Origin of the sequence: Paraburkholderia lacunae (assembly GCF_003353175.1) — a bacterium.
GTDB classification, from domain to species: Bacteria; Pseudomonadota; Gammaproteobacteria; order Burkholderiales; family Burkholderiaceae; genus Paraburkholderia; species Paraburkholderia lacunae.
Window position 1 is genome coordinate 39034 of the sequence record NZ_QHKS01000021.1, and the last position, 17329, is coordinate 56362.

The window sequence follows — 17329 nt, forward strand, 5'->3', positions numbered from 1 at the left end:
AGTCAGCCGGAAGCACGGCACGCCGAACAACAGCTTGACATGTATTAAGGAGAACGATATGCCCAATTCAACCACCCAGCAAGGCGTCACCACGCCGGTCGATCCGGCGCATCGGCCGGTGCCGCAACCTCCGCTTGGCGGTCGCCGGGAGCGGGTGCAGACGCTGATGCGCACCGCGGGCATGCTGCCCGTTCTGCTGCTGCTCTGCATTGGCTTCGGCTTGATGACAGACAATTTTTTCAGCCTGCAGAACCTTTCGATCGTCACGCAGCAGGCGTCGATCAATGTCGTGCTCGCCGCTGGCATGACCTTCGTCATTCTGACCGGCGGCATCGACTTGTCAGTGGGGTCGGTGCTGGCCGCTGCGGCGGTAGCGGCGATGCTCGCGTCGAACATCCCCCACTGGGGCTGGCTCGGCGTCCCGGTCGCGCTGCTCGTCGGGCTCGGGTTCGGCGCCGTCAACGGCGGACTGATTGCTCTTTTTCGGCTGCCGCCGTTCATCGTCACGCTCGGCGCGCTGACTGCGGTGCGTGGCGTCGCCCGGCTTCTCGGCAGCGACACGACCGTCTTCAATCCGCAACTGTCGTTCGCTTTCATCGGCAATGGCACGATTTTCGGCGTCCCGTGGCTGGTGGTCATCGCGATCGCCGTGGTCGCCATGTCCTGGTTCATCCTGCGCCGCACCGTCCTCGGGCTGCGCATCTATTCGGTCGGCGGCAATCCTGAGGCCGCGCGCCTGGCGGGCATCAAGGTCTGGGGCATCGAGATGTTCGTCTACTCGATGTCCGGTTTGCTGGCCGGACTGGGCGCGGTGATGTCGGCTGCCCGCCTGTATGCCGCCAACGGCCTGCAGATGGGGCAGTCCTACGAGCTGGATGCGATCGCGGCAGTGATTCTCGGCGGCACCAGCTTTGTCGGCGGCGTCGGATCGATCGTCGGCACCTTGATCGGCGCGCTGATCATTGCGGTACTGACCAACGGGCTCGTCCTGCTCGGCGTATCGGATATCTGGCAATACATCATCAAGGGGCTGGTGATCATCGGCGCCGTGGCGCTCGACCGCTATCGCCAGCGAGGTTCCGCCCGCACCTGACGAGATGCCTGCCGTCTCCCCTTGGAAACACGCATTCCCCTCGCCTTGACGGCGTATGGGCGCAGGCTGGTCCCCCTGCGCCCGATCACACCACGGACCAACCTGGAGACAACGAAAATGTTCAAGCAGAAAGCCGTTCTGGCCAGCATCGCCCTTGGGCTCGGTTTCGCCATGACCGCCGCCCAGGCGGCCGACAAGCCGCTCAAGTCGATCGGGATTACCGTCGGCTCGCTCGGCAATCCGTATTTCGTCACGATCGTCAAGGGCGCAGAGGCGAAGGCGAAGCAGATCAACCCCAATGCCAAAGTCACAGCGGTGTCTGCCGACTATGACCTGAACAAGCAGTTCACGCAGATCGACAACTTCATCTCTGCCCACGTCGACATGATCCTGCTGAACGCAGCGGACCCGAAAGCGATCGAGCCCGCGGTGAAGAAGGCGGAGGCGGCCGGCATCGTCGTGGTCGCAGTCGACGTGGCCGCCGCTGGCGCGAACGCCACGGTGCAGACCAACAATGTCCAGGCCGGCGAGCTTTCATGCGGCTATATCGCCAAGAAGCTCAACGGGCACGGCAACGTCATCATCGAGAACGGGCCGCCCGTGTCGGCCGTCGTCGATCGCGTGAAGGGTTGCAAATCCGTGCTCGCCAAGGAGCCCGGCATCAAGATTCTGTCGGACGACCAGGACGCGAAGGGCTCGCGTGAAGGCGGCATGAATGTCATGCAGGGCTACCTGACGCGCTTCCCGAAAGTCGACGCAGTCTTCACGATCAACGACCCGCAGGCGGTGGGCAGCGATCTTGCAGCCAAACAGCTGCAACGCAAGAACATCGTGATCACGTCGGTCGACGGCGCGCCGGACATCGAGACGGCCCTCAAGAGCGATACCCTGGTGCAGGCTTCCGCCAGTCAGGATCCGTGGGCGATGGCACAAACGGCAGTGGACATCGGCTACGGGCTCATGAATGGCAAACAGCTTGCCAATCCGATGACGCTGTTGCCGTCGACGCTCGTCACGCGTGACAGCGTGGCCAGCTACAAGGGCTGGTCCGCACCCCGCTAAAACACCCTCGCCACCACTCGCTCAGCCAACATGTCAAACCTCACTCAGTCACCCGCCTGGCAGGCGCTCGCCGCGCATCGCGACAGCCTCGCAAGCACGCCGATACGCGAGTTGTTCGCGCAGGATCGCGAACGTGTCGAGCGGTTCTCACGGGAAGCCGCCGGCGTGTACGTCGACTACTCGAAGAACCTGATCAACGACGACACGATCGCCCTGCTCGCCGCGCTCGCGCGTCAGGCCGGCGTGGAGGAGCGGCGGCGCGCCATGTTTGCGGGCGAGCGGATCAATGTCACCGAGGATCGCCCCGTGCTGCACGTTGCATTGCGCGAGCGCAGCGGCGCGGCGATTCTGGTCGATGGCGAGAACGTCATCTCCAATGTGTTGGGCGTCCTTGCAAAAATGCGGCGCTTTACCGATGCCGTCCGTGAGGGCGCCTGGCGCGGGCATACGGGACGCGCGATCACCGACGTGGTCAACATCGGCATCGGCGGCTCGGACCTGGGTCCCCGCATGGTCTGCGAAGCCTTGAAACCGTATGGTCGCCGCGCGCTGACGATGCACTTCGTGTCCAATGTCGATGGCGCGGACATGGCCGAGGTGCTGCAGGCTGTCGATCCTGAAACGACGCTTTTCGTCATCGCGTCGAAGACCTTCACCACGCGAGAAACGCTGCTCAACGCCCATACGGCGCGCGCCTGGTTCCTCCGCAGCGGCGCAGCCGAAGCGGCCATCGCGAAGCACTTCGTGGCCGTGTCGACCAACGAGGGGGCGGTCGCGGCGTTCGGCATCGATCCAGGGAACATGTTCGAATTCTGGGACTGGGTCGGCGGTCGATACTCCCTGTGGTCCGCCATTGGACTTCCGATTGCGTTGTATATCGGCATGGATGCATTCGAAGCGCTATTGGCCGGCGCGCATGCGATGGACCGGCATTTTGCCGAGGCCCCGCTCGAACAGAACTTGCCCGTGCTGCTCGCGCTGATCGGGATCTGGCACACGAACTTCTTCTGTGCGGCAAGTCACCTGATCGCTCCGTATGACCGGTATCTGCATCGCCTGCCAGCCTATCTGCAGCAGCTCGACATGGAAAGCAACGGCAAGTCGGTCACGCTTTCCGGCGAACGCGTCGACTATGCGACCGGACCGGTGATCTGGGGCGAACCCGGAACCAACGGCCAGCATGCGTTCTTCCAGTTGCTGCATCAGGGCAGCGCACTGATTCCGGCTGACTTCATCGTATGCATGCAGCCGCATCATGGGCTGGATGCTCACCACGAAGTCCTGCTCGCCAACTGCTTTGCGCAGACCGAAGCGCTGATGAACGGCTCGCATGCCAAAGACGCACCCCACCGGAGCTTCGACGGCAACCGTCCGACCAACACGATCTGCGTCGATAAGCTCGACCCCGCGTCGCTGGGTGCAGTGCTCGCCTTGTACGAGCACAAGGTATTCGTCCAGGGCGTGATCTGGAACATCAACTCGTTCGACCAGTGGGGTGTGGAGCTCGGCAAGCGGCTCGCGGTCACCATCGAGGGTGAAATCACCCAGCCGGACACGACAGGCGCGCATGACAGATCCACCACCAGCCTGATCGACCGTTTCAAGGCGCGGCGCAACGCGCGTGCCGAATCTGCAAACTGATCGACAAACTGATGAAGCTGAGCGCGCAAACCGGCCTCGACAAGCGCTTTACACGTCAGGTCGAGCGTTAGCGTTTCTTCGCGCTCGTCGCGAAAAGCCTCTGTATGGACGTCCACGATTGAATGCCATGATGAAAAACTCCAGCAGCCCGGTGGACGCCAGCGGATTCGCCTTCGTGCTGTTTGGCGGAACCGGCGATCTCGCGATGCGCAAGATCCTGCCCGCACTCTATGCCGCACACCGCGACGGCATGCTCGCGCAGGACGGCAGGATCGTCTCGGTCGCGCAGACGGCCCTGGATGGCAGCAGCTATCTGCAATGGGTCGACGAGCACGTCAAGCCGCACATCCCGGGAGCGCCGACGGACGATGCCGTCTGGCGAAGCTTTCTCGATCGCATTGGCTATGTCGCGCTCGATGCCAGCCAGCCGGAAGCGTTCTCATCGTTGCGCGATACGCTTGGCGCGCTGCGCGGACAACGCATCTTCTATCTGGCGACCGGCCCGTCGCTTTTCGTACCGATCTGCCGTGCTCTCGCCTCCGTCGGACTTGCCGAGGGCGCGCGCATCGTGCTGGAGAAGCCGCTTGGTTACGATCTGGCGTCGTCCAACGCGATCAACAACGCAGTCGGCGAGATTTTCGCCGAAGACCAGATTTACCGGATCGACCACTATCTCGGCAAGGAAGCGGTGCAGAACCTGTTCGCGCTGCGCTTCGGCAACTCGCTGTTCGAGCCGCTATGGCGCCGTGAATGGGTCGACAGCATCCAGATTACGGTAGCCGAGGAACTCGGCGTCGAGGGCCGCGGCAACTTTTACGACCAGACAGGCGCGCTGCGGGATATGGTGCAGAACCACCTCTTGCAGCTGCTGTCGATCGTTGCCATGGAGCCCCCGCAATCGATGGATGCCGACGCCGTACGCGGCGAGAAGCTACGCGTGTTGCGCGCGCTCAAACCGCTGCAGGCGCACGAGATCAGGGAGAACGTGGTGCGTGGGCAATACCACGCCGGCGCGATCAAGGGTACGCCGGTGCCCTCCTACCTTGCCGAGCCGGGTGTGAAGCCGGAGAGCACGACCGAGACCTTCGTCGCGTTGAAAGCCGAGGTCGATAACTGGCGATGGGCGGGCGTACCGTTTTTTCTGCGCACCGGTAAGCGTCTCGCGGGCCGCGTAGCTGAAATCGTCGTCAATTTCCGGACGGTGCCGCATTCGGCATTGGGCGCGGTGGCTTTGCGGCCGGGCTCCAACCGGCTGACGATCCGCCTGCAGCCGGACGAATCGATCCGGCTCAACACCCTCGCGAAACAGCCTGGCATGGGGATGACCCTGCGTGGCGTCTACCTCGATCTTGCGTTCGACCAGTTCTTCAAGGAGAACCGGATGGAGGCGTATCAGCGTCTGCTCCTCGACGCGATCGCGGGACGGCTCGCCCTCTTCGTGCGGCGCGACGAACAGGAGGCGGCGTGGCGCTGGGTCGCACCGATCATCGACGCATGGGCCAAACCCGACTCCGCCGCAAAGCCCTACGCCTGCGGCACGTGGGGGCCAGCCGCTGCCAGTGCGCTGCTCGCGCGCAATAACACCTGCTGGGTGGAAGAACAGAACTGAGTGCGGCTTGCGTGCCTTGGGGCGCACCCCTCTAATATTCCCTGTCAAGACAAAATATGAATAAAAGCTGGCGCCTGGAATGGGCTCATGGTTCTCTTGCCGTCCACGCCCTGGGCGGGATGCTTGGCGATGTCACGCTAAAGCGTGGTGACAGGCAAATCCGGCCGTTCTACGAAGCGCCATGGCTCGGCGACGACAGCCCTGGGCAGGCGGGACTGATTGGCCACATGAGAAGCGAATTCCCATGTGTTCCGTTTGGCGTGCCCTATGCGCCGGACACTGTCGAGGAAAGTTGGCGGCAAAGCCTCGACACACCGGTGGCCGATTATGACCCTGCGCTGGACGCGAGCGATGATCTGCTTCACGGCTACGGCTGCGTGGCCGAATGGACGCTCGTGCGACAAACCGCACATGAAATCGTCATCGCGCTCGACTATCCGGTCAGTTCCTCGATCGCCCGTGTGGTCAGAATGATCCGGGCCGACCCCAACAGTCCCGCGATCGACTTCACCTTGACGGTCCACTCGCGCAGGCAGACGCGCCGTCCGATCGGCCTGCATCCGAACCTGGCGTTGCCGTCGATCGCCGGTGCGCTGAGGGTCGACCCGGGTTCGTTCGATTTCGGCATCGTCCACCCGGCGGGACCCGAACCCGGTGTCTCCCGTGCCGCCCCGGGCGCGATCTTCGTTGAACTGGACAAGGTACCGCTGCGGGCCGGTGGCACGGCGACCTTTGATCGCCTGCCGTTCGCGCACGATACAGAAGAAATCATCCAGCTTTGTGGCGTCGACGGATCGGTTGTTCTGGCCGACGGCGAATCACGCGTCGCGTACCGGCTCACCTGGGACGCATCCGTACTCCCATCGCTTCTGCTGTGGATCAGCAATCGCGGTCGCACCTACAGTCCCTGGAACGGGCGCAATCTCTGCGTCGGCATCGAGCCCATCGCAGGTGCTTTTGAACTCGGCTGTCGCGCGGGACTCGCCGCAAATCCGATCAACGAGCGGGGAATTTCCACCGCGGTCCCGATTGACCCGGAGCAGCCCGTCGAGATCGCATATCGATTCGAGGTTTTGACCGATTGAAAAGCCGCAGATGCTCTGAGCCATTCCGGCTGGGTAGCCGATCGCCGGATCTCACAGCCCGGTTTTGATTTGCAAGGGCAGCAAAGTGCATAAAACGATGTGAGTGGTCTATTGGCGGATATTTCCTCAATCGTTCAATAGACCTATAAATTCGCATTGCTCATTTAGAGGAAATTGATCTGGCTCGATTGAGCCATTCCCGATTTGCCGGGGTGCGTAGTACCCGATTACCGGGGTACCCGGCATTTGGCGAGAGACCGGCCACGGAGATGGCCGGCTGGCTCGCCGCGTCCACGAAACCGGTGAATACCGGTTAATTAACCCTAGTTAAAGAAAAAGTTGTTTGGAGAAAGTTAATGAAAAAGCTGTTAACGGCATTGTCGCTTATTGCCACTGCGACAGCGGTTCACGCTCAGAGCAGCGTGACACTGTATGGACGACTCGACGCCGGCATCGAGTACATGTCCGGCATTCCATCCAGCAGTGGTGGTAGTACATCCCGTGTGCGCGCCGAGAGCGGCGATTGGGGTACGAGCCTCTGGGGCCTGAAGGGTGCTGAAGATCTCGGCGGCGGCACCAAGGCGGTGTTCCAGTTGGAAGGGTCCTTCAACACGATGAACGGACAACTCGGCGCCACGAATTCGATCTGGAACCGCTGGGCGACCGTCGGTTTTGCGAACGACACGTATGGCACGTTGCTGTTCGGCCGTGAACTCTTCATCTCGAACGGGTTGTGGGATTTCGATCCGTTCGGCCAGACGTCGTGGTCGTCGGGATCGCTGGTCCGGGGCCGCAACTGGCCGCAGTCGAGCAACAACATTTCGTACCAGTCGCCAAAGTTTGGGGGATTCGACTTTTACGGCCAATACGCGTTGTCGAATGCGACTAACTGGAACGGCAACGGCACGACCGGACAGGGACGCGAAGCCGGCGTCCAGTTGACCTATTCGGCGGCGCTCTTCCAGTTGCGCGGAATTTATGACGAAATCCGCAATCCGGCCAACGGCGGCCTGAATGACGTCTTCCAGTATTCGCGCGAATATTTCGCCGGCGCCAACGTGTTCCTCGGTCCGGTCAAGCTGCAGGCCGCCTATCAGGCGTCGCACGCGTCCGGAGTCACCGCGGGCACCCCTTCGACGACACAGCTGGAATGGGGTGGCGTAACGTGGCAGGCCACGCCGGCAGCCGCGCTGATCGGCGCGGTGTATCACGTGAACGCGAATCATGGCGGCGGCAACGCGACGATCTATACGGTCGGCGGCAGCTACAACCTGTCGAAGCGCACCTTGCTCGATGTCCAGGTGGCGCAGGTGCGTAACAGCAAGACTGGCACGTTCAGCCTCGAAGCGAATCTGCCCGGCAACGCCGACAACCCGCTGGCCGGTCACTCGCAGTCCGGAGTCTATGCCGGTATTCAACACTCGTTCTGATGCGTTCGGGTGACGCCTGAACGGCATGGCTCCTACCTCGATCGATGTGTCTGTTCGAACACGGATCGTCGTGAGAACGGGGGAGCCAATTGCCCTGACGCCGGGGCATAACCGATGAACAGACACCACGCCTCGCGCATGGGGTCCCGCAACCCCGCCAGTCGGACAAGCTCGGCAATCGCCCGGTCGGGCATCACTGCGTTGCTCTTCGCGATAAATAGAAAGGAACGATTCGTAATACTATAAAGAATCGTTCTCATCGAAAGATGACTTCTGGACGGCGGACACGAAGCTGACTACAAGGAGGCGCGAGTGTCACGGGCTGGCGCTGTCAAAGGAAACGGTGCGGCCCCGCCTACAACGGGAGCCGCACCGCGCCCAGGAAGATTACCCCTCGCACAGCGAGCGGAGCAAAATCCCGCCAGGACAACAGCCCTGGCGGGCCCCCCTCGCCCGCTTAGGCGAGCTCGAACCGGTCAAGGTTCATCACCTTGACCCAGGCTGCAACGAAGTCGCGGATGAATTTCTCCTGCCCGTCCTCGCTTGCATAGACTTCGCCCAGGGCGCGCAGCTGAGCGTTCGAACCGAAGGCCAGATCGACGCGGCTGCCGGTCCACTTCACCTCGCCGGTCTTGCGGTCACGCCCCTCGAACACGTCCCGAGCCTCCGACACCGGTTTCCATTCCGTACCCATGTCGAGCACATTGCGGAAGAAGTCGTTGGTCAGCGTTTCCGGCTTTTGGGTGAAGACGCCTTGCGGATTCCGCCCGGCCTCCACGTTCAGCACGCGCAAGCCGCCGATGAGCGCAGTCATCTCGGGGGCGGTGAGGGTCAGCAATTGCGCCTTGTCGATCAACAAAGCCTCGGGCGGGACGCCGTATTTGCCTTTGACGTAGTTGCGGAAGCCATCGGCGAGCGGTTCGAGAGCCCCGACGGATTGCACGTCGGTCTGTTCCTGCGAAGCGTCCATGCGACCGGGTGCGAAAGGCACGGTGACCTGATGGCCGGCCTTCTCCGCCGCCTTCTCGATGCCGGCGCTGCCGGCCAGCACGATCAGGTCGGCCAGCGAGACCTTCTTGCCGCTGGACTGTGCGCCGTTGAACTCGCTCTGGATGCCTTCGAGGACCTTCAGCACCTTTGCCAGTTGCTCGGGCTGGTTGACCTCCCAGTCCTTCTGCGGCGCGAGGCGAATACGCGCGCCATTGGCGCCGCCGCGCTTGTCGGAACCGCGGAAGGTGGATGCCGATGCCCAGGCTGTCGAGACCAGCTGCGAAACGGACAGCCCTGATGCGAGGATCTTCTGCTTGAGCGAAGCGATGTCCTGCGCATCGACCAGCGGGTGGTCGACTGCCGGGATGGGGTCCTGCCAGAGCAGCTCTTCAGCGGGCACTTCCGGTCCAAGGTAGCGGGCGCGCGGACCCATGTCGCGGTGGGTCAGCTTGAACCATGCACGGGCGAAGGCATCGGTGAGCTGGTCGGGATTCGCCAGAAAACGCCGCGAAATCTTCTCGTAGACGGGATCGAAGCGCAACGAGAGGTCGGTGGTGAGCATCGTCGGCCGCAGCTTCTTCGAGGAATCGTAAGCGTGCGGGATCGTTTCGTCGGCACCCTTGGCGACCCATTGGTTGGCACCGGCGGGGCTCTTTGTCAGTTCCCATTCATACTTGAACAGGTTCTCCAGGTAGCCATTGCCCCACTTCGTCGGCGTGGTGCTCCAGGTGACCTCCAGACCGCTGGAGATCGTGTCGGCGCCCTTGCCGGTGCCGAAGCTGCTCACCCAGCCCAGCCCCTGGTTCTCGAGGCCGGCGGCCTCAGGTACCGGCCCCACGTTGTCGGCAGGACCAGCGCCGTGCGTCTTGCCAAAGGCGTGGCCACCGGCGATCAGCGCGACCGTTTCCTCGTCGTTCATCGCCATGCGTGCGAAGGTTTCGCGGATGTCAACTGCCGCGGCGAGCGGGTCAGGATTACCCTCGGGACCTTCCGGGTTGACGTAAATCAGGCCCATCTGCACGGCGCCCAGCGGATTGTCCAGGTTCCGTTCGTTGTCTTTATTGCCTGCGGCGCCCTTGCCATAACGGACGTCGCCGTCTAGCCAGGTCGTTTCGTCGCCCCAGGAAACGTCCTGATCCGGCTCCCAGGTGTCCTCGCGACCGCCGCCGAAGCCGAAGGTCTTGAAGCCCATGGTCTCGAGCGCGACGTTGCCGGTGAGGATCAACAGGTCGGCCCAGGAAATTTTCTGGCCGTACTTCTGTTTGATCGGCCAGAGCAGGCGGCGAGCCTTGTCGAGACCGACGTTGTCCGGCCAGCTGTTGAGAGGCGCGAAACGCTGCTGGCCGCGCCCGGCACCGCCGCGGCCGTCGCCGATACGGTATGTTCCGGCACTGTGCCAGGCCATGCGGATGAATAGCGGACCGTAGTGGCCGAAGTCTGCCGGCCACCAATCTTGAGAATCGGTCATCAGCGCCGCGAGGTCCTTCTTCACCGCGGCCAGGTCAAGACTCCTGAAAGCCTCGGCGTAGTTGAAGCTGTCGTCCATCGGGTTGGACTTGCTGGAGTGCTGGCTAAGCAAGTCCAGCCGTAGTTGCTTCGGCCACCAGTCACGATTCGTCATGCCGCTGCCGGCGGCATGGTTGAACGGGCACTTTGCTTCGTTTGACATGCGTTATCTCCTTGAGGGGACATACCACTACCGGTTCTTCTAAGGCATCCGGCTTCTACGGTGCATCGCCGATCCGCGTCGGCGGGGCAGCCGGGAAGTCCTATGGTGGGCTCTTTTTGTGTATTTCTGCTGTCACCCGACGCGCATGGTGTTCGTCCGATAACGGACCTCGTTGCGCACATTGGCGCAGGATGGTCCGCGTCGGTAGGTCTGCCGCACATAAAAATATATGTGGGAGCGGCCATCTACAGAATGCGATTTTTGCAATGCTATCGATAGCTCACAACTATAACGCGGAAGGTGCCTTTGATATTTAGCGTCGCATGCTTCCTGGCACTAAAGGATGCTGCAACGCAACCGCACGTGCAGTGTTATTGGACCACGGGAACCAGCAGTCGGCACGTTGTGGTCGTCGGCGACCGGATTGCCGGTTGTGGAGATCAATCAGCCGCCGGATCGCATGGTCAAGCGGTCAATCGGCATTGCCCATGCCGCGTCTCCTGTATAGATTCCCAATCAACAATAGACTATCGGAACGCGTATGTACATTGACTAATTCGATGCTTTCGATGGCAGAAGCCTGTCCTTGACGGAAACCTGACGGCAGTTCCATCTGCATTGGATTGCCCTGATGGCGGAATCGAAGGCCGCCAATGACCTCGTGGACCAGACGCGGTCAAAATCGCAAGGCACCAAAGGGACGTTTCGGAGGAGTCGATCGCGCCGCTCATGGTCATGTCTGCAACGGATTCGCCCATTCTGACCCGACACCGTGCCCTTGATGAAGCATGGTTCTTTTCCTGGCTCAGCACGTTTGGCATCGGCTCTTCGCACCGCGCCAACGAACCTCCACCGTCGTCAATCCAGGGATATCGATACTTCTGCATCGCTGAGGCAATTTTTCATAAATCGCCGCACTATCATCCCACCCAGCGGCAACGCCGCGTTCAACAAGACAACACGTCGAAACCTGCGTCTTCTAGCGCCGGGTGGTGTCGGGACTGCGCCTCAGCAATGCGTGCGTAAAGCTTGATTAACCCGCTTGAGCAACCCGCTTGAGCAACCAGACGACCGCAATCGGGCAGCCGTCATCGCGAGATGCCGTTTGGCGCCACATGAAATAACTATCGTGAATAAGCAATATGCGCTGGCCTCCCGTAGACGGAGGGAAGACCGCACGATTACTTTGGAGGCGAGAAACAAAAAACACATTCTGGAGACATTCAATGAAGATCCCTTCGCCTGTCATCGACGTTCGCGCCTGGTTGGACGCGCAACCTTTCTCGCCGTTTCAATGGCGGGTAGTATTCCTTTGTTTCTGCATCGTCGCTGTCGACGGTTTCGACACCGCCTGCGTCGGTTTCATCGCACCGGCATTGATGCATGATTGGCATATAGGCCCTTCCGTGCTGGGCTCGCTGTTCGGCGCCGGGTTGGCCGGCCTGATGATCGGTGCGTTGGCGTTCGGTCCACTTGCCGATCGAGTTGGGCGCAAGAAGACGCTGATCGCGACTGTGGCGTTCTTCGGCGTCGCAAGCCTCGCAGCAGCGTACGCGCCAAGCGTCGAATTCCTTATCGCGCTGCGTTTCGTCACCGGCCTCGGTCTCGGAGGCGCGATGCCGAACGCCATCGCGCTGACCTCGGAGTATTGCCCCGAACGCCAGAAGTCGTTCCTCACAACGGTCATGTTCTGCGGATTCACGATGGGCTCCGGCTTGGGCGGCGTCGTCGCAGCTCAGCTGTTGCCAGACCACGGATGGCGAAGTGTCCTCATTTTCGGAGGCGTGCTTCCCTTGGCGCTGGTGCCGCTCCTCGCAACGCTGCTCCCTGAATCGGTACGATTCATGGTATCGCGCGGATTTGAATCGACCCGGATTGGGCCGCTTCTGTCGCGCATCGCCCCCGTTCAGTACGACCAGAACACTCGGTTTTCCCTCCGCGAAGCCAAAGCCGAAGGCTCGCCGGTCCGACAGCTTTTCGCCGTCGGTTTTCGGCGCGGTACCTTGCTGCTCTGGAGTGTTTTCTTCATGAGCTTGTTGATTGTTTATCTCATGACGAATTGGCTGCCGACGCTCATCCATAGCTCCGGCTTGTCCCTCGCCGCCGCGGCGCGGATCGCAATTCTCTATCAGGTGGGTGGTACCGTCGGCGCGCTCGTCATTGGCAGTCTGATGGACCGCTTTCCACCGACCATTGTGCTTGGTTCTGCCTATGCGGCCGGCTCGCTCTTCCTCATGGCGACGGGCTGTGCACAGGGCTCACTGCTGGCTGCTGCGGTCACAGGCGTCGGTTTCTGCATTAGCGGCTCACAAGTGGGCGCCAATGCATTCGCGGCTCGCTACTATCCCACGGCGAGCCGGGTCACTGGTGTCAGTTGGGCACTCGGGGTCGGTCGCCTCGGGTCGGTCTGCGGCGCACTCGTCGGCGGAGTACTTCTTACGGCGAACATTGGATTCTCCCTCCTCTTCCTCATCATTGCCGTTCCCGCAGCGATCGCCTCGATTGCGATCTATGCATGCGGTTTCCAGCCAGGCAACCGCGGCGCCCAATCCGCTGTCGTCTAAGGTCGTCTGACGTTGGCTAAATCTGCATTGCGTCGATAACGCAGTAACCCGTGTGCCTCCTCGATGCACACATTCCTTCCCTATAAAAATCGGAGACTTCCATGAAGAGGTATTCTGCTGCCTGCCTTATTGCTGTTACGGCGGGAACCGCTCATGCCCAAAGCAGCGTAACGCTATACGGTTTGATCGATGTCGGCGTGACTTATACCAACAACGCGCAAACCGGCAAAGCAAATGGTCACAATATCGGGGCTAGCCAGGTTGCGCTCACGGATGCGCACACTACGGGTCTGTCGGGGAGCCGCTGGGGTCTTCGTGGCACAGAAGATCTGGGGGATGGCCTAAAGGCTATCTTCGTACTGGAAAATGGGTTCATGGTGAACAGCGGTGCTTTGGCACAAGGCGGGGCGGAATTCGGGCGGCAAGCCTATGTGGGACTAGTGTCGGCAAACTACGGCACTGTGACGGCGGGCCGTCAGTACGACCCGCTTGTTGAGTCTGTCCAGCAGTTTTCGGCGTCCGGGTATTGGGGTGGCTACATGTCCTCGCATCTGAACGACATCGACAATCTTAGCAATACGAACCGTATCAACAACTCCATCAAATACACTACGCCGACTTTCCACGGTATCCGCGCGGGTGGCCTGTATAGCTTCGGCGGCGTCGCAGGTAGCAACACGCAGAATCAGATCTGGTCTCTGGGCATTAACTATAACGGCGGCTCCTTCTCGCTGGGAGCGGGATACCTGAATGCGCGGGATCCAAATGTCTCCTTCTATGGCAACACGCCAAACAAGGGACTCGCCACTGCCAACAATATCGGCTCTTTCGGTTCTACAACCGCACCGGAGGCGTCTCCGGGTTCAGCGGGATACGCTTCAGCGAAGACGCTCGAGATTATCGGCGGCGGTGCGGCTTACAAGATCAGCCAAACCACTATCACTGCGGTGGTGACGAACACGCGCTTCGGATCGCTCGGTTCGTCGTCCGGTCCGAACCCGCTTCACTATTCGGGCAATGCCATTTTTACCAGCGCGGAGCTTGGCGTTCGAACCATGATCACACCAGCGCTGCTCACAGGCATTGCGTTCGATTACACGCAGCGCAACTCAGTCAACGGGGACGGAGGCGCGAAATATCTGCAGCTTGATTTGGGGGCCGACTATAACCTCTCAAAGAGGACCGATGTCTATGCCCTTGCGGTACTTCAAAAGGCAAACGGTCGCGACTCATTGGGCCAGTCTGCTGTCGCTGATATTAGCGGATTCACGCCATCGTCAACCGATAAACAGATCGGCCTACGTCTGGGTCTTCGACATAAATTCTGAATACCCCGACCGTCGCCCGCACCTTCGTCAACAAGTCCGCACGTAGGCATCCTGCTTGCGAACGCGGGCGATTGGCGGACGATAAATTTGTCCAAAAAGCGAAGCCGCTGGCGGCGAGCTGGAAGGGTTTGTGGGCCGTCGCCTTCCATCTGCATTCATGTTTGCAAATGGAAGGCTGTCTCCCTTTTCTACTGCCTGCCGCAGTCATGGAGGTAGTCGATGATCGCGAGCGACCGGCCGAGGCGGAACTCGGATTCCTACCCGATCTCAAGACAGGTTTCTTTCAGCGGCGTCATTTCAGGCAGAGGTACGTTTGCATCTTTCGCAAAGGCCATCCACTGGCCAGGACCGGCATGACTCGTCGTCGAAGGAGTGAAGCCACTGCGAATAGCCCCCCGCGACAGAGGCACTCCTTTGATGGTCAGCCGCAATGATCAGGGTGACCTGTCAATGAGCCGCGCGCAAGGCTTCGTCTGCGACAGCCAGCCGTGACGCCATGACCTTGACGACAAACCGATGGACTTGCCGCGCGGTCACAGGATCGTCCTGCTCGAGTGCATGCAGCGAATCAAGTGTCAAACGACGGACACGCGCAGGCCCCTCCGCGAGCACATCCGCACTACGCGCCCGCTGCGTGTACACCGCCATTTCGCCGACGATCGTACCTGGCCCGAAGGTGCGCAGCCTCAGGGATCTCCCGTCCGCGAGCGGCAGTAAGACAGTGACACGGCCGCGCTCGACAAAGTACATGGCGTCCCCCGGCTCGCCGTGACGGAACACTGGTTGCCCCGCGCCAAGCTCGCGCACGTCCAGAAGGGCCAACAGCCTTTTGAGCGCATCTGACGTGAAATGCGGTGCGAGCAGCGCCTCGAAATCCTCTTCGCCGCAAGGCAGCGCGCGTGAATCCGACGCGAGAAGCGTATCTTCGACCCATTCCAGGCCGGCATCCAGCGTAGCGAACTCGTGAATCCTGAGGTTCAGCGTGCCGGTCTTCATGAGCAGTTCACGCGAGCGTGCCGGCAGCCCCGTCAACACCAGGTCCGCATCAATCGTCGCGCACAGCTGCCTGAGCTTGACGAAGCTGACCGATACCGACGCGTCCATGCCGTTGGTCGAAGCGAAGTCGAGCACGACAAAGCGAACCGGTAGCGGCCCGCGCGTGGCCAGCCGCTCGCGCACGCGCTGCAAGATCGAATTGGCGGTGCCAAAGAACAGGAACCCCTGCAGACACGTTCCGCACACCTGTACGCCGAGTTCGTGAAGCCGTTCGGTTGCCTCGATACTGCGCTCGACATTCGATGTGCGGGTACTGCCATCGAACTCCATACGAACGCAGCTGACGCGGCCGTACAGCATGGCGAACATCACGCATGCGGCGATGACCCCCGCCACGACGCCCGTGACGACGCCGTAGAAGGCAATAGCGCCGAGAATAAGCGGTACAAGGAGATACTCATGCCAGTTGAGCTTGCGATACGCACCAACTAGCCACTGGATCAACAGGCGCAGTCCCATGAAAAGCTGCAGCCCGACCAGCACGGGCACCGGGAATAGCGCCACCAGGCCCGGCGAGACGGCCAGCACGAGCAGGCACGCGAGTGACGCGAATACGCCCGCCATACGACTTGTCGCGCCCGCGCGCGCGTTGAGCATCGATCGGTTGAACGACTGGTATCCGACCATCCCGCCTAACATCCCGCTCGCGATGTTGGCTAGTCCGGCGGCCTTCATTTCGCGGTTCAGATCGATGTCCTCGCCCGTGGCCGCGCCAATCGCTGTCGAATTCATCAGGATCGTGATCGCCGAAATCGAGGTGACCACGAGCGTCTCCGGCAAGTGTGCAGCGATCGCCGACCAGTCGACGCTCCCGCGCGTCAGCAATGCCGGAAGATGCAGCTCCGGAATCCGGATCGGGTGCAGTGCCACGCGCGGAAGCATTAATCCCGTGTTGCGGGCGTCGTCGATCGACAGGCCTGCTGCACGCAGGAGCAGGTAGAACAGCACGACGCCGAGTGCAAGGGTGATCGGCAGCGCCGCGGCGTGTTTCCAGGTGCGCGACAGGAGCGTGGCGAACAGGCACACGAGCACTGCGGGGGTCCACACCAGCCAGTTCAGGTGCGTCATCAGCGCCAATGTGTGCCAGTTCAAGGGTTCGCCGGTTACGACCCGAAACGCTCCCGCTAGCAGGAGATAGCCCGTACCGGCAAGGAAGCCGCCCACGACCGGGTAAGGCAGGAATTGCAGGGAACGGCTGCGCTTCGACGAACCGACCGCATACAGAACGACGCCCGTCACCACGGAACACAGCGCGATGGCAATCAGCACCGTCAGCAGAATGGTCTGGGGCGTACCGCCGTCAGCCCGCACGCTGCTCGCAACGCCTGCCGCCACACCGGCGAGAAACGCCGTCGCATTGCCGTCGGGTCCGGCGATATTCATGCGCATCGAACTCGTCAAGGCGATCACCAGTGCCGTCACCACGCAACTGATGAAGGCAGTGGGCACGCCAAGCCCGGCGTAACGGGCGAGATCCGCACTGAAGATCATGGTGCCCAGGCTCATTGCATAGCAGAGCATGACCAACGTCGACACCATGCCGGCCGACAAGTCTCCGACCAGGCCCGTGATGCGCGGTCCGGAGCGGGCATCGGGTGAGGAACCTGTCGTAGCTGGCTTCACAGGGCTCCCGGTGAGGGCGGATGGAATCTGGCGTGGGCCGTGCGGTTCGCGCGGCGCGCTGCGGTTGTGCCTTGTTCGAACCTCATCCATCGTTCCGGATGACGAACGACTGCGCGTTGCGCTTGCCGGCTCGCCCGACACTGTGGCCGATTCGCTAGGCAGTATCCGTCGTGGCCGCA

At 61.5% G+C, this 17329-nt stretch carries 9 protein-coding genes and 2 pseudogenes; 9 read left to right on the forward strand and 2 right to left on the reverse strand.

Annotated features, from left to right (window positions below):
• Positions 1–145: 145 nt before the first annotated feature.
• From DLM46_RS27230 to DLM46_RS27255, 6 genes and pseudogenes are all read left to right on the forward strand, one after another.
• Positions 146–1093 (forward strand): annotated as a pseudogene (locus tag DLM46_RS27230) (ABC transporter permease subunit); the annotation flags it as partial.
• A gap of 117 nt (positions 1094–1210) precedes the next feature.
• Positions 1211–2155, forward strand: coding sequence for an ABC transporter substrate-binding protein (locus DLM46_RS27235; RefSeq protein ID WP_115105546.1), 945 nt, complete (start codon positions 1211–1213; stop codon positions 2153–2155).
• A gap of 30 nt (positions 2156–2185) precedes the next feature.
• Positions 2186–3796 (forward strand): glucose-6-phosphate isomerase, encoded by a 1611-nt coding sequence (gene pgi / locus DLM46_RS27240; RefSeq protein ID WP_115105547.1) that lies wholly within the window; start codon positions 2186–2188, stop codon positions 3794–3796.
• Positions 3797–3926: 130 nt separating this feature from the next.
• Positions 3927–5405: a glucose-6-phosphate dehydrogenase gene (gene zwf, locus DLM46_RS27245; protein WP_115105618.1), complete on the forward strand. Its 1479-nt coding sequence runs from the start codon at positions 3927–3929 to the stop codon at positions 5403–5405.
• Between the two features lie 56 nt (positions 5406–5461).
• Positions 5462–6490 carry a hypothetical protein gene (locus DLM46_RS27250; RefSeq protein ID WP_244306385.1) on the forward strand — a complete coding sequence of 343 codons (1029 nt, stop codon included), beginning with the start codon at positions 5462–5464 and terminating at the stop codon, positions 6488–6490.
• A 356-nt stretch (positions 6491–6846) separates the two neighbouring features.
• Complete coding sequence (locus DLM46_RS27255) at positions 6847–7920, forward strand: porin (RefSeq protein ID WP_115105549.1); 1074 nt, start codon at positions 6847–6849, stop codon at positions 7918–7920.
• A gap of 457 nt (positions 7921–8377) precedes the next feature.
• Here the strand turns inward: DLM46_RS27255 and katG are convergent, their stop codons facing one another.
• Positions 8378–10579, reverse strand: coding sequence for a catalase/peroxidase HPI (gene katG, locus DLM46_RS27260; protein ID WP_115105550.1), 2202 nt, complete (start codon positions 10577–10579; stop codon positions 8378–8380).
• A 1226-nt stretch (positions 10580–11805) separates the two neighbouring features.
• On the opposite strand from katG, the gene DLM46_RS27270 reads away from it, so the two are divergent.
• The 3 genes and pseudogenes from DLM46_RS27270 to DLM46_RS40530 form a co-directional block, all read left to right on the forward strand.
• Positions 11806–13143 carry an MFS transporter gene (locus DLM46_RS27270; protein WP_115105551.1) on the forward strand — a complete coding sequence of 446 codons (1338 nt, stop codon included), beginning with the start codon at positions 11806–11808 and terminating at the stop codon, positions 13141–13143.
• A gap of 101 nt (positions 13144–13244) precedes the next feature.
• Positions 13245–14471: a porin gene (locus tag DLM46_RS27275; RefSeq protein ID WP_115105552.1), complete on the forward strand. Its 1227-nt coding sequence runs from the start codon at positions 13245–13247 to the stop codon at positions 14469–14471.
• Between the two features lie 248 nt (positions 14472–14719).
• A pseudogene (locus DLM46_RS40530) lies at positions 14720–14851 on the forward strand (LysR family transcriptional regulator); the annotation flags it as partial.
• 67 nt (positions 14852–14918) lie between these two features.
• On the opposite strand, the gene DLM46_RS27285 reads toward DLM46_RS40530, so the two are convergent.
• Positions 14919–17150: a SulP family inorganic anion transporter gene (locus DLM46_RS27285; protein WP_279635231.1), complete on the reverse strand. Its 2232-nt coding sequence runs from the start codon at positions 17148–17150 to the stop codon at positions 14919–14921.
• Between the last annotated feature and the right edge of the window lie 179 nt (positions 17151–17329).